Origin of the sequence: Luteimonas deserti, from assembly GCF_013425765.1 — a bacterium.
Lineage (GTDB): Bacteria > Pseudomonadota > Gammaproteobacteria > Xanthomonadales > Xanthomonadaceae > Luteimonas > Luteimonas deserti.
The window spans coordinates 130,075-144,596 of record NZ_JACCJZ010000013.1; the positions used below are offsets into that span (position 1 = coordinate 130,075).

Consider the following 14,522-nt stretch of genomic DNA (forward strand, 5'->3'; position numbering starts at 1 on the left):
GCGCCGAACGCCTTCCGGCCTGCGCAATCCGCTCCTGATCCGACCCGGAGAACAAACGTCCATGGATCGCTCCCTGTCCCGCAAAAAGACACCGGTTACCTTGCTCGCCTTCGGCATCTCGCTCGCGCTCAGCCAGGGCGCCCTCGCGCAGCAGGCCACGGGCGAGGATGGCCGTGTCTCCGACATGGCGGCCGTGACCGTCACCGGCTATCGCGAGAGCCTGCAGAAGTCGCTCGACGAGAAGCGCTACAGCGTCGAGCAGGTGGACGCGATCTTCGCCGAGGACATCGGCAAGTTCCCGGACCAGAACCTGGCCGAATCGATGCAGCGGATCGCCGGCATTTCGATCGATCGCGAAGGCGGCGAGGGGCAGCGCATTTCGGTGCGTGGCCTCGGCTCGGACTTCACGCGCGTGCGTCTCAACGGACTCGAAGCGCTTGCCACCGCCGGCAGCGGCAGCGCGGGCGTGAACCGCTCGCGCGGTTTCGACTTCAACACCTTCGCGTCCGAGCTCTTCAGTCAGGTCAAGGTCAACAAGACCCAGTCGGCGCAGATGGACGAAGGCTCGCTCGGCTCGACGGTCGACCTGCGCGGCTCGCGCCCGTTCGACTTCGACGGCTTCCGCGCATCCGCCAGCGGCCAGCTCGGCTACAACGAGCTCTCGCGCGAGAACGATCCGCGCGTCTCCGGCTTGGTCAGCAACACATGGGCCGATGGTCGGGTCGGTGCGCTGCTGTCGGCGTCCTACAGCCAGCGCACGATCTTCGAGGAAGGCTACAACCCGGTGCGCTGGGAGCACGGCAACCATCGCAATTCCAACCAGTCCAACGCGGCCAACAACGGCACCTACGGCTTCTGTTCGCCGGCGGGCTACAACCCGCAGACGCCGCGCAATCCGCTGGCCAACGAGACCCCGGCCGGCGTCGGCAGCCAGGCCAACCAGGACCGGAACAACGGCTGGGGCAGCTACGGCATCAACGCCGCCAATTGCGGCACCGGCCTGCCGCGGCCCGCGGCGACACCCGAGAACATCGCCGCCTACGAGACCGCGACCAACGCCTGGATTCCGCGCTATCCGCGCTACATCCGCACCAAACACGATATCGAGCGTCTCGGCGTGACCGGAGCGCTGCAGTTCCGCATCAGCGACGACACCCTGCTGAGTTTCGACGGCATGTACTCGAAGCTGGACAAGGATCAGCGCGAGGATTCGCTCGGCGCCAACTTGCATCGCACCGCCAACCTGGGGGGCAAGACCCAGATCGTCGTGCGTGAAGCCCAGGTCGACGACCGCAACCGCCTCCAGTACGGCGTGTTCGACAACGTCGACTTCCGCACCGAGTCCAGCCAGATCGAGGAATCGACCGAGTTCAAGCAGTTCAGCCTGCAGCTCGAACACAAGTTCAGTGATGCGGTCCGCCTCGACGCGACGATCGGTCATTCGACGTCGGACTACGCGCGCCCGGTGTTCTCGCTGGTCAGCTTCGACAATTCGAATCTCGACGGTTTCGTTCTGGACCTGCGCAGCAACCCGCAGATGCCGAGCATGACCTTTCCGTTCGACACCAGCAGCGCGGACGCCTGGTCCTGGCTCGGGTACGGCGCGGTGCCCGTGAACAGCAACGGCACGGCGCGCGGCTCGAACATCAGCGAGGTCCGCCTGAATCCGAGCTACGTCAGCAATGCGTTCGACACCGCGAAGGTCGACCTGGCCTTTGATCTCAATCCCAGCCTGACCTTCCGCACCGGCCTCGCGTGGAAGGACTACGACATGAGCACCGAGGAATACCGCCACATCAGCTACGGTCGCCTGGCCCAGGCGCTGCCGGCCGGCGTGAGTCCCGCCGGTCTCAGCACCACGCTCGACGGCTTCGGCCGCAACCTGTCGGGCAGCATGCCGGCTTCGTGGCTGATTCCGGATTTCGACCGCATCGCCGAAGCGTTGAACATCTACAGCAACGCCGACAACGGCGTGCCGGGCGGGGACTACCGTCTGGCGGGCATCGGCCATTTCGGCGCTTCGAACAATAATTTCGAAGTCAACGAGCGCAGCATGGCGACCTACGCGCAGTTCGACTTCAACACCGACCTGTTCAACCGCGCGCTGCGAGGCAACGTGGGCGCGCGCCTGGTCAAGACCCAGATCTCGGCCTCGGGCTGGGCGCCGTGTCCCACCGGCGGCGAGGCGAACTGCACCAGCGTCTTCGGCGTCGCCAACGCGACCTCGGCCGCCGGCGAGCGCTTCGTGGTGGGGACCACCGTCGACCACAGCTACACCGATGTCCTGCCGTCGCTCAACCTGTCCTGGGACATCGCCGACAGCGTGGTCCTGCGCTTCGGCGCGGCCAAGACCATGGCCCGGCCCACCCTGGCCTACATGTCGCCGAGCGTCAGCGGTGGCCCGACGAACTTCTTCGACGACGGCCGCTTCTATTCGATCAACCTCGGCAATCCCAAGCTCGACCCGTTCCGCTCGACCAATTACGACCTCAGTGCCGAGTGGTACTTCGCCGATGGCGGGCTGCTGTCCGCGGCGCTGTTCTACAAGGACATCGAGAGCTACGTCCAGCGCACGCGCCTGCTGACCACGTGGTCGGATCTCGGCTACTCGCTCGCCCTGCTGCCGCCGGGCTTCACCGCCGAGACCGTGTTCAATGTGCAGAGCTACTACAACACCCCGGGTGGCCCGCTGAAGGGCTGGGAGCTCACCTACCAGCAGCCGTTTACATTTCTGCCGGGGTTCTGGCGCAATTTCGGCGTGCAGATGAACTACACCCACGTCGATTCCGACATCGACTATCTCTTCAGCACGGCGGCCAGCAACAACACCGCGATCGTCACCCAGGTGACCGGAAACCAGCTGGTCAACCTGTCGCCGAACTCGTACAACGCCACGCTGTACTACGACGACGGCACGTTCAGCGCCCGGGTCTCCACGAGCTACCGCGACGGCTTCATCGGTGAGGTCCTGAGCCGCGAGAACGTGTTCGATCTCGACGGCAACCAGTTCGCCACTGCCGACGTCACCGGCAAGCACAGCGTGCGCAACGTCGACTTCAACATGTCCTACAAGCTCAGCAGCAAGCTCAGCCTGACCCTCGAGGCGATCAACCTGCTCGACACGCCCGACCGCCGCTACGTCGACTCGGACCTGATGCTGCCCGACCGCTACACCGTGACCGGCCGCCAGTACTACCTCGGTGCGCGGTACCGGTTCTGACGCCTCCCCACGTCGCCCGCTCCCGTCGCTCCGGCGGCGGGGGTGGGGGCGTGTCTCGTGCGCGCTGTCGCTGCTGGCGCTGATGCCGGCGGCGATGGCCGGGCGCGTGTTCACTGTCGCGCACGAGGACGACGCGTTCCCGAGCGTCCAGGCGGCGGTCGACGTGGCGGTTGCAGGCGGTGAAGCCGCGACGATCCGGGTCCGGGCCGGCACATGGCGGGGCGTCGTCGACGTGCCGCCCGGCGCTCCCGCACTGCGCTTCATCGGCGAGGGCGCGGCGCGCACCCGCATCGTCAACGACCACCATGCCGGCCGGATCGATCCGCGCACCGGCGAGCCGTTCGGCACGTACGGCTCGGCGACGATGTTCGTACGTGCCGAAGATTTCCACGCTGAAGCATTGACCATCGCCAACGATGCCGGATCGGTCGGCCAGGCGGTCGCGCTGGTCGTCGACAGCACCCGTGCGTCGTTCCGCGACGTGCATCTGCTCGGTCACCAGGACACCTTGTACCTGCGCAAGGCCGGCACGCGGGCCTGGTTCCGCGATTGCCGCATCGAGGGCACGGTGGATTACATCTTCGGCGCCGCCACCGCGCTGTTCGAAGGCTGCGCTCTGCATTCGGTCGGCGACGGCTACATCACCGCGCCGTCCACACCTGCCGACCAGGCCCATGGGTTCGTGTTCCGGGGCTGCACGCTCACCGCCGCGCCCGGCGTGGCCCGGGTGTATCTCGGACGCCCGTGGCGCCCGCACGGCGCCAGTCATTTCGCGGACTGCCGCTTCGATGCGCCGGTGCCGGCCGCCGGCTGGCACGACTGGGGCAAGCCCGATAACCAGATGACCGCGCGCTTCTCGGAAACCGGCAACAGCGGACCGGGCAGCGCGCTGGACGGGCGCGTGTCGTGGCGCTTGGATGGCGGCGCGCCGCCCGATCCCCTCACACTGATGCAGGGCTGGAGACCGTTCGAATGAGAATGCCGATGCGCGTGCTGTCGATGCAACGAGTGCGGATGTGCGTCCTGCAGATCTGTGTGCTGCTCACCGCAATGCTCGCGGCGTCCGCGGGTGTCGTCGCAGCGGAAGGTGACCCGGTGGCCGAGCGCATGCTGCAGGCACAGACCGCGTCCGGCGGTTGGCCCAAGCACCTTGCGGGCGAGGCCATCGATTACACGCGGCCGTTCAACGCGGTCGAACACACCGTACTCGCGCAGGTCGATCGGCCCGACGATGCCACGATCGACAACAACGCCACCACGCGCGAGATCCTCCATCTCGCCAGGGCCTGGCGGGACAGCGGGGAGCAGCGCTATCGCGATAGCGCGCTGCGCGGCGTCGACTATCTGCTCGGCGCGCAGTATCCCAACGGCGGCTGGCCGCAGTTCTACCCGGACCGCTCCGGCTATCGCAGCCAGGTGACCTTCAACGACGACGCGATGACCCGGGTCGTCGGCCTGCTCCAGGACATCGCCGAAGGCAAGGGCGATGTCGCCGCGCTCGCGCCGTTGCGCGGTGAAGCGGCCCGCGCGGCGGTGGACCGGGCGATCGCATTGATCCTCGATCTGCAGGTCCGCATCGACGGCGTGCCGACCGTCTGGGCCGCGCAGTACGACGAGACCACGCTGGCGCCTGCCACCGCGCGCAGTTACGAGCTGCCGTCGCTGTCCAGCGCGGAGTCGGTGGACATCGTCCGCCTGCTGATGCGCCAGCCCGACCCGTCGCCGGCGATCGTCGATGCGGTCGAGCGTGCCTGCGACTGGTTCGCCGCGCACGCGCTGAGGAATGCGGCGATCGAACGTATTGGCGCGTCGGGCGGCCGGCCGCGCGATGTGCGTCTGGTCGAACGCGCGGGGGCCACGCTGTGGGCGCGCTTCTACGATCTGGAGCGGCAGGCGCCGCTGCTGGTGGACCGCGGCGGCGAAGTCGTCGGTGCGCTGCCGGAGATGTCGCGCGAGCGTCGGACCGGCTACGCCTGGTACGGCACCTGGCCCGAACGGCTGCTGGAAAAGGAATTGCCCGCCTGGCGACGAGGCCTGGCCACGTCCCGCGCTTCTTCGGGACACCGTTAACCAAGCGCCGGCGCCTGCGCCGGTGCGCTGTAGAGGAGAACACGTTGAACCAGATGTCGAAGCGGGTCCTGGCCGTCGCCTGTGCCCTGGGGCTGTCCGCCTCCCTCCACGCCCAGGAGGCACCGCGCCTGCTGTTCCATGTCTCCGCCGATGCGGACTTCGTCGCCAACACCGCGGCCGGCGATCCGGTGCCGAACTTCAAGGACAAGGTGCGCCTGGTCGATGGCGGCGCGCGTGGCCGCGCGATCGAATGGGACGACGACGGCGTGCTGTCGTGGAACGCGCCCGGCAACATCGACGCCGCGCGCGGCACGCTGAGCTTCTTCTGGCGCTCGCGCGATCCGGTCGGCGAGGCGCCGTTCGTGATCTTCCGCGTCGGCTATGCCGACCATTCCAGCTGGGACATGGCCTGGCTGCGCATCGACTGGAACGGTGAGGGCTTCGATGCCTTCGTCACCGATGCCAACCTCGCGCGCTCGCGGGTGTCGTTCAAGATGGACACGCCGCCGGCCGCCGACGCCTGGACCCACATCGCCTTCGCCTGGGACGAAACCGTCGGCGTGCGCCTGTACGTCGACGGCCGCGAAGTCGCCCGCGAGGACCGCCCGGCCAACGCCCAGGCGTCGTTCGATTACGACGCCGGGCTAGACCAGTTCGGCCTCGCCGCGCGCATCCTGGCGCCGCACCAGGTGCAGAGCCGCTACAACTTCCTGCGCGGCAGCGATTTCGACGACATCCGCGTGCACGACCGCATGCTCGATGCCGCCGGCGTGCAGGCCGTGCGCGGCTTCCGCGCGCCGACGAGCGCGGTGGCGCCCGACGACCGTCACGCGGCCTGGCTGTTCCGCCACGGCTGGCAGGACGGCGCGGCGCCGCCGCTGCTGGGCGCCGCGACGACCACGATCCGCAAGGTCGAGTTCGCGGATGCGAAAGACCTCAAGCAGTGGATGTGGAAGGGCACCGACGGCATCGCCGAAACCACCTGGCCGGGTGTCTACAACCGCTCGCGGTTGCGCGGGCGCGACGACTACTTCCAGCTGCCCGACTGGGACACCTACGTCGACGGCGGCAAGGCGCTGGACCTGACCCTGCCCGACGAGCCGTGGAACCGCATCGAGCTGCGCGGCGCCGCCTACGGCCAGGCGCGGGCGGGCGAGGGGCCCGAGGCGCTGGCCCCGCTGTTCACGCGGCCGCAGGGCGTGGTGCGCACCGTCGACACGTTCGACGAGCGCCGCGGCGGCCACCTGCGCTTCGAGAACGCCGCGCAGGAAACGCCGATCCAGCAGATCTGGGCCTACCACGTCAGCGATGCGGCCGAGCCGGAAGGGTCGGTCAAGCAGGCCTACACGATCCGCGGCAATGCCGAGATCGACTACACCAACCTCGCCGATCTGCGCGCCTACATCGAGGGCCGCTTCGCGCCCGGCGAACGCAGCATGGCGCTGGCCCTGCCGGGCCGCGCCGCGTTCCGCACGCGTGCGGCGACCCAGGCACAGGCTGCCGACGCCCAGCCGATCGTGCACGTGCTGATCCCCTCGGGCATCAGTGACGCGCCGGCGGCGCAGCCACTGATCCGCAGTTGGGCGCACAGCTGGGAGAACATGCACGACGGGCTCGACGGCATCGCCATCGACATCCCCGCGCTCGACCTGCCGGCGACGCACACGGTCGACGGCGCGCCGGCGATTCCGCTCAACATCCGCATCAAGGATCCGGTCTGGCCGGCGCGCGACATGATCGACGTGTCGGTCTCGGTGACCCCGGGTCAGAAGCGCACGCTGTGGCTGGACATGCGCGACCGCATCCTCACCAAGGACAGTCTGTGGATCAGCATCGCCTCGGCCGCACCCGGCTTCGAAGCGATGTCGCTCGACGGCGCCGAGGTGCGCATGGTCTACAAGCCGCGCGAGCAGGCGATCGCCGAGCACGTCGCCGATCGCTTCAACCAGGTGCGCGACAACTGGGGCTTCCTGGTCGAGGAGCACACCACGTCCAAGCGCCAACGGCTCTACCAGCGCGTGTTCGCCGACATCAGCGATCTGCTGCGCGTCGATCCCGATCACGAGCTCGGCCGGCGCTACTGGAACTACATGAGCTACAACAGCCAGGGGCTGCCGCCGTTCGAACAGCCGCAGGCGCCGGCCGGGGTGCCGCTGTGGGCGTTCCGCCAGCTCGAGGACCTCAAGGCCGTGCGCCGGTTCATCGAATGGTGGATCGACGAGCGCCAGGTCGAGTTCGGCGATTTCGGCGGCGGCATCTCCGACGACAGCGATCTGTCCCAGCAGTGGCCGGGCCTGGCGCTGATGGGGGTGATGCCGGACAAGATCAACGCCTCGATCACCGCACTGGCCGATGCGGCCTACGCCAACGACATGTTCGCCGGCGGTCTGTCGATGATCGAGACCGACGAGTTGCACGCCTACGAGGAAGGCATCAACACCAACAGTGCGATGAGCCTGCTCAACTGGGGTGACCCGCTGACGATGACGCGGCTGATGGAGACCGTGCGCGATCTCGACGAGAAGATCGTGCTGCGCAATCCGCAGGGCCATCTGCTGTTCTCGAGCAACTGGTTCGGTGGCAACAAGGTCTACCGCGAGCCGCGCTGGCAGTGGCAGAAGCCGTATTCGTTCCCGGTGCTGCATCCGGCGTTCGTGCTCGGCGTGTTCAATGCCGACCCGACCAGCCGCGGCATGATCACCGGCCTGGCCGACGGGTATCTCGCCCACGCCTACACCGATGAGGCCGGCGCCTGGCAACTGCCCAACGAGATCAACTGGGCCACTGGCGAGCGTCGCGGCGGCAACCTGTTCGAGGGCTCCGGCGGCGCCGACACCATGCATCTGTACTGGGCGGCCTGGCGCTGGACGGGCGACGCGAAGTACCTGCGCCCGATCGAGTACCGCGTCGAGCGGGCCGGCCCCGCGGGCCTGTCGAACCTGTCGGAGAACTACGTCGACGCACTCGGCCGCCGCGAGGATTGGGGCCAGCGCCTGCAGCAGTCGGCCGACAAGGGCGAGACCGGCGTGCAGAGCGTGTTCGCCTGGCAGCAGACCGGCGACAAGGCCTATCTCGAAGCCCTGCATGCCGACGGCATCCAGGCCAAGGCGATGCGCGAGTACATGAACACCGAAGGCCACTGGTGGTCGGACCGCGTCGAGGCGCACAGCGAGTTCCTGCAGCGCGTGCGCCTCGGTGGGCTCGGTCTGAAGCGCAATTCGACCTATCCCGGTCACACGGTGAGCTGGCGCTTCGCCGACGATGCGCAGGCGGAAACCGTCGCGCTGCTGGTGTCGGCGCCCTCGCGCGAGCGCTTCAAGGTGATCGCGCACAACACCGGCGCGCGCAGCGCCAGCGCGGCGATGACCGGCTGGAATGTCGCGGCCGGGCGCTGGCGCATCACCAGCGGCGTCGACCGCAATGGCGACGAGGCGATCGACGGCCGCGCGCAGACGCGCGAGGTGACGCTCGAGACCAGCACGTCGGTGGAGCTGGCGTTCGCGCCCGGCCGCACCGAGGTGTTCGAGTTCGAGCTGATCGAGGCCGGCACGCCGGTGGAGACCCGCGCCGACATCGGCATCGGCCGCGGTGACGTGCGCGTGGTCGACGGCGCGATCGAGGTGACCGTGCACGGCCTGGGCCATGTCGATTCGCCGGCCGGCATCGCGGTGCTGGAAGATGCGCGTGGCCGAGAGCTCGCGCGCGCGGAAATTCCCGCCCTCGAGGCGCCGCGCGACCTGCGGCCCAGAACCGCGACGCTTCGGCTCGAACACGCTCCAGGCGTCGATCCGCGCGGCGGACGCGTGCGTATCGCGCTGGCGGATGACGGCGAGGAAGTGACCCGGCTCAACAACGTCGCCGAGGTGCGCTGACGCGGGCGAGGCCTGCGGTCTTCGGGCCGCAGGGCCTGTCGCAGGCAGACCGCGTATCGCGGCTCCCGAAGCACCTTCGCGTCATTGCGGCTCCGCACAGGCGTCGTCGCCGGGCCCGGCGGAGGCGCGAGCTCGCGCGCAACGGCGCGTCTCCCGGACGCATCGTGTGCGTGCCATCGACGTGGCAGAGGCCCGGGGTCCGAAGCGTCTGCCACGGCGTCGTCCCGTGGCCGGCACCCAGCAGTCTCGCTTCGTCACCAACGCCTTCAGACGCCGCGCACGCGCGACCAAGGCCGGTGTGTACGGCCACCTTCGGCGCGAGCGCGCGCCCATGAAGGCCACCGCCGGGCCGCGGCCGCACGCATCGAGGCCGTCCGCCGCCGCCGCTGCGCGCAACGGCAGCGGAATCGGATGAACGTGCAGCACAAGAGAATCAAGCGGAGCGACGATCGCCCTGCACAGCTCGGCGCCCTCAGGCCCAGGTGCGCGTGCCCACGGGAGCGGAATGGGTGTGACGGGGCCAGGCGGCGCCCGCGTTCGCATGTCTGCACGGAAGCGTCCGTCGGTTCCGGCGGCGCAGATGGGGAGTCGATGTCGTGGCGGGTCCTGTGCGGCACCCTGACCGTCGTAGGAGCGCGTCCCTACGGCACGGCAATCCGACCGGCCGTGGCCGCGCCGCGCTCATACCGGCGAGCGGCACGCACGACGCAGCGCCGTCACGGAATCAGATTGCGTCGCAGCGCCGGCACCTGCTGCGCGAGTTCATCGGCGACGATCGCCGCGAACAGCGCGGCGCCCTCAGGCCCGAGATGGGTGTAGTCGAAGGCGAGCTTGGCCTGGCCCATCGGCTCGGCTGCGGCGTTGTCCTGCGCGGTGGCCGGGACTGGCGGACCAGTGGTCGCCGCCGGTGCGGTCGAGGGCGGCGTGCCGATCGTCGTGCCCGCCTGCGCGGCAGCGACCTGCTCGGGCGACGCCGGTCGCTGCGCGGCGCGCATCGCCAGCACCGGCCCCATACCCTGCACGAGGGCGCGGCTGCGCGCATGCAGATCGACCAGCGGCACGCCGAGTTCACGCGCGACCAGGCGCGTGGCCTCGGCCCACGGCGCGAGATCGTCGAGCAGCCGGCCACCCTCGAACTGGCGCCGGGTCAACGGCGTCACCAGCACCGGGTGCGCGCCGGCGGCGCGGATCTCGGCGACGTAGCGGCGCAGGTTGTCGGGGTACTCGGTGGCCAGATCGGTCGAACGCCCGGGCTTGCCCGGCTGGTCATTGTGGCCGAACTGCACCAGCACGTAGACCGCGTCGAAGGGGCCCGCGCGCATCTCGTGCAGCGCGATGGCCCACGAGCCCTCGGCGCGGTAGTTGTAGGTGCTGCGGCCGCCGCGGGCGAGGTTGGTGCAAGCCAGGAACGAGGCCACATGGCGATCGCAGAACGCCCCGCCCCAGCCGCCCTGCACGGCAGTGGTGGAATCACCGACGAGCACGATCTTGCTGGCGCTGATCGGCGTGACCGGTGGACGCATCGGATCGTCCGCCGCAAAGGCGGTGAGCGGAAGCGCGCAGCACAGCACGAGTGGAAGCAGGCGGGGATGGCGCATCGAAACGGCTCCGGATGAAAGCAGGCGCATGCGCGCGGGATCAGCGCACGAAGGGATCGATGGTGCGGATGCGGCCGTCGGCCTCGTGCACCAGTTCGGCGACCTTCGCGCTGCGCAGATGGGTGCGATCCGTCAGTTCGGTGTCGTGATAGAACAGCCACCAGCGGCCGTCGACCTCGACGATCGAGTGGTGCGTGGTCCAGCCCTGTACCGGGGTGAGCACGACGCCACGATAGGTGAACGGGCCGTACGGGGAGTCGCCGGTCGCATAGGCGATGGTGTGGGTGTCGCCGGTCGAATAGCTGAAGTAGTAGCGCCCGTCGTGTCTGTGCACCCAGGCCGCCTCGAAGAATCGCCGGTCGAGATCGCCGCCGAGCAGCGGGGCGCCGGTGTCGTCGAGCAGCATCACTTCACGGGGCGTCTCGGCGAAGGTCAGCAGGTCTGCGGACAGCCGCGCGACCCGCGGCATCAGTGCGGGCGCATCGGGTTGCTGCAGATCGGTCTCACCCATCGCCGGGTCGTAGCGGCCCGAGACCCAGCGCTGCAGCTGGCCGCCGTGGATGCCGCCGAAATACATGTAGCGCGCGCCGTCGTCGTCCACGAACACGGCCGGATCGATGCTGTAGCTGCCCGGGATCGGCTCGGGCTGCGCGGTGAACGGGCCTTCCGGCCGGTCGCCGGTGGCCACGCCGATACGGAAGATGCCGTCGTGGTCCTTCGCCGGGAAGTACAGGTAATACCGGCCGTCGCGGTGCGTCGCGTCGGGTGCCCAGAGTTGCCGGTCGGCCCAAGGCACATCTTCCAGCCGCAGCCCCGGCGGGTGCACCATCACCGGCCCGCCGATGCGGTCCATCGACAGCACGCGGTAATCGCGCATCACGAAGGCGCTGCCCGGTTCGTCGTCGCGCGGCGGCTCGTCGACGTCGTGCGAGCCGTAGACGTAGATCCGGCCATCGAAGACGTGCGCGGACGGATCGGCAATGAAGGCCTCGCGCACCAGCGGCGCGTGGCGGAACGTGGACGCGCCGTCGCTTGGAGACTCGAGCGATGTCGACGCGCAGCCGGCGAGCAGCACGGCGGAGGCGAGGGCCAGGATGGTGGGGCGGGTGCTCATTGCGTGCCTCGCTGGAGGAAGGGCGCCTGCCGGTAGAGCATACGTTCCCCGCCGCGCGGATCGTGCTCGAGCCGTGCGGTGGCGTCGAACACCATCGTCTCGCGCGCCGTCATCGAGTACGGCGTCCAGGTCGGCATGCCGGCGTGGTTGGGGTCGCCGTTGCGTGCGAATGCCAGCAAGGCGTCGCGCATCGTGGCCGCGACCGCGCGTGCGTCCTCGCCGTCGCCGGTCTTTGCGCCGCTCACGCCGGTATTGCCGAACACCAGCGGAATGTCGAGCGTGTGGAACGCGCGCAGGCGCGCGCCCTCGTCGGTGCGCGGGTACCAGTCCAGCTGGTAGGCCCAGGTGTTGGTCCCCTGCGCGGCGCGCACTTCGAGTTCTTCGACCGCACCGCGCCACGAGCGACCGGCGGTGGTCGCGGCGAAGAACACCTCGGACGGCGTGTAATCCGGATACAGGCGCCGGTACTCGGCGACGACGACCACGGGGTCGAGATCCACGAAATGCTGAGTGCGCAGCCTGGCGGGCAGGGTGTCCCAGGTCAGCGCGAAGTTGTCGGGATCGTTGCCGAGGAAGGCGCGCGTTTCGTCGCGCGTGTTGCCGATCACCATCGGGATGTGCGCCGACTGCGGCGGTGCATCGGGCCAGAACGGGTGCCGCGGCAGGTTTACCGTGTCGACGACCGGTCCGAAGTACAGCGCGCTGCTTTCCACGCGCGAGGGGTCGCGCACGCTCTGCGCATCGAGCAAGGCCTGCATCGGCAGGCTGCGCAGCCGCGCGAGCTCGCTCGGCGCGACGTTCAGTGCACCGAGAAACAGTTCCGCGCGCTGGGTGGCCGCGCGCGGGCCCGCGGCCGTGACCTGCTGCCCGCTCATCGTCCACGCGCGGTGGAACAGGCCGCGCGCGGCCGGCATGGCCATCAGCGTAGCGATCTTGGCGCCGCCGCCGGACTGGCCGAACACGGTGACGTTGCCGGCGTCGCCGCCGAACTCGTCCGCGTGCTGTTGCACCCACTCCAGGGCCTGGATCAGATCCAGCTGCCCGACATTGCCGGCGTGCGCGAACGACGCGTCGCCGAGATCGCGCAGGTGCAGATACCCGAAGGCGTTGAGCCGATGGTTGAGGGTGATCACCACCACATCCCCACTGCGGCACAGCGCGCCGCCGTCGTAGAGCGGATCGCTGCCCGAGCCGGTGGTGAAGCCTCCGCCGTGGATGTAGACCAGGATCGGGCGACGCGCGCCGTCGCGCAGCGCCGGGGTCCAGACATTGACGCGCAGACAGTCTTCGCTCCCCGGGCCTTCGCCGCCGCGTTGCGGCGCGGACGGTCCGTAGTCGAGCGCATCGCGCACGCCGCGCCATGCGGGTTCGCGCGTCGCGGCCTGCCAGCGGCGCGCCGCGGTATCGGCGCCGTAGGGAATGCCGCGGAAGACATGGATGCCATCCTCGACAGTGCCGGCGATGCGGCCACTGCGCACACGCGCCAGGGTGGTCTGCGGCGAGGCCAAGGACATGGCCGAGACCGGGAGGGCGAGGCATGCAGCGGTGCCCGCGCCGGCGAGCAGCCAGCGGCGACGCTGTGGGTCGGACGGGTCGGTCATGGCGTGGTCGTGCGTTCCTGGATCCAGTCGAGAGCGAGCTGTGGCCAACGCGCGAGTGCGCCGTTGACGTCGCGTGTGCCGAAGCCGTGGCCGCCGGCGGGAAACACGTGCAGGGATGCGGGAATGCCGGCGCGAAGCGCGGCGGCGTGCATCAGGAGCGTGTTGCCCACCGGCACCACGTCGTCGTCCTGCGCATGCAGCAGAAAGAGCGGGGGCGTACGTGCATCGACGTGCAGGTGAGGCGCGTAGCGGTCGAGATCGCCGTCGGCATGCGGCGCCGAGGCAATGACCCGCGCACGGGAGCCCGGATGGGCCAACGGCGCCTGCATCGCGATCACGGGGTAGACCAGCAGTGCGAAATCGGGGCGCGGGGACTCCGCATCGACGGCATCGACGTCCGCGTACGCGGTGTCGGATGTCGTTGCCAGGCGCGCGGCGACGTGGCCGCCGGCCGAGAACCCCAGCACGCCCACGCGGCCCGGATCGACGGAAAACTCGGCGGCGCGGGCGCGGATCAGACGCATCGCGCGTTGTGCGTCGGCGAGCGGAGCATCCGCGCCCTCGGCATGCACCGGATCGGGCAGGCGGTAACGGAGTACGAAGAGGGTGATGCCCGCAGCGTCGACGAACGCGGGCACGAGCGCCGTGCCTTCCTTGTCGAGCACGATGCGCGCATAGCCGCCACCCGGCGTGACCAGCAGCGCGGTGCCGTTGGGACGGGCGGGTGCGTACACCGCGAGGTAGGGCGCGCGTACGTCCTCGATGATGCGATCCGGTCGCGCGGCGTCCCTGCTCCGCTCGGTGATGCGCGCAGGATCATCGTGCCCCGCAGCAGGCCACAAGGCGATGATCGGAACGTCGTCGTCGCGCGAGGGCGTGGCCGCCACAGCGCCCATGCACGCGGTCAGGCACGCCCCGAACACTGCAACCACGACGCGTTTCCGCATTGTTTCCGCTCCTCGCGCAACAGCGGCGCGACACTTTTGCCGCACTGCACATTGAAGATGACACCGGTTTACCATACAAGACTCCCCCAGGCATCGCGAT

8 protein-coding genes are annotated in these 14,522 nt (G+C 69.3%); 4 read left to right on the forward strand and 4 right to left on the reverse strand.

The window, feature by feature from the left end; genetic code table 11:
• Positions 1-61: 61 nt before the first annotated feature.
• The 4 genes from H0E82_RS05925 to H0E82_RS05940 all read left to right on the forward strand — a co-directional run bounded on the left by H0E82_RS05925 (position 62) and on the right by H0E82_RS05940 (position 9,162).
• A complete protein-coding gene (locus H0E82_RS05925; RefSeq protein WP_180544526.1) occupies positions 62-3,220 on the forward strand; it encodes a TonB-dependent receptor in 3,159 nt (1,052 codons plus the stop codon).
• 106 nt (positions 3,221-3,326) lie between these two features.
• Complete coding sequence (locus H0E82_RS05930; RefSeq protein WP_180544527.1) at positions 3,327-4,196, forward strand: pectinesterase family protein; 870 nt, start codon at positions 3,327-3,329, stop codon at positions 4,194-4,196.
• The gene (gene pelA / locus H0E82_RS05935; RefSeq protein WP_235974194.1) at positions 4,193-5,290 is read left to right on the forward strand and encodes a pectate lyase; all 1,098 of its coding nucleotides are present in this window, start codon (positions 4,193-4,195) and stop codon (positions 5,288-5,290) included. Before H0E82_RS05930 ends, pelA begins: the two co-directional genes overlap by 4 nt.
• Positions 5,291-5,343: 53 nt before the next feature.
• Positions 5,344-9,162 carry a LamG-like jellyroll fold domain-containing protein gene (locus H0E82_RS05940; RefSeq protein WP_180544797.1) on the forward strand — a complete coding sequence of 1,273 codons (3,819 nt, stop codon included), beginning with the start codon at positions 5,344-5,346 and terminating at the stop codon, positions 9,160-9,162.
• Positions 9,163-9,878: 716 nt separating this feature from the next.
• On the opposite strand, the gene H0E82_RS05945 is transcribed toward H0E82_RS05940, so the two are convergent.
• The 4 genes from H0E82_RS05945 to H0E82_RS05960 are packed head-to-tail and all read right to left on the reverse strand — an operon-like array spanning position 9,879 to position 14,422.
• Positions 9,879-10,760: a rhamnogalacturonan acetylesterase gene (locus H0E82_RS05945; RefSeq protein WP_180544528.1), complete on the reverse strand. Its 882-nt coding sequence runs from the start codon at positions 10,758-10,760 to the stop codon at positions 9,879-9,881.
• A 40-nt stretch (positions 10,761-10,800) separates the two neighbouring features.
• Complete coding sequence (locus tag H0E82_RS05950) at positions 10,801-11,874, reverse strand: glycoside hydrolase family 43 protein (RefSeq protein ID WP_180544529.1); 1,074 nt, start codon at positions 11,872-11,874, stop codon at positions 10,801-10,803.
• The gene (locus tag H0E82_RS05955; RefSeq protein ID WP_180544530.1) at positions 11,871-13,475 is read right to left on the reverse strand and encodes a carboxylesterase/lipase family protein; all 1,605 of its coding nucleotides are present in this window, start codon (positions 13,473-13,475) and stop codon (positions 11,871-11,873) included. The genes H0E82_RS05950 and H0E82_RS05955 overlap by 4 nt, the downstream gene beginning before the upstream one ends.
• Positions 13,472-14,422 (reverse strand): alpha/beta hydrolase, encoded by a 951-nt coding sequence (locus H0E82_RS05960; RefSeq protein ID WP_180544531.1) that lies wholly within the window; start codon positions 14,420-14,422, stop codon positions 13,472-13,474. Before H0E82_RS05960 ends, H0E82_RS05955 begins: the two co-directional genes overlap by 4 nt.
• Positions 14,423-14,522: the final 100 nt, after the last annotated feature.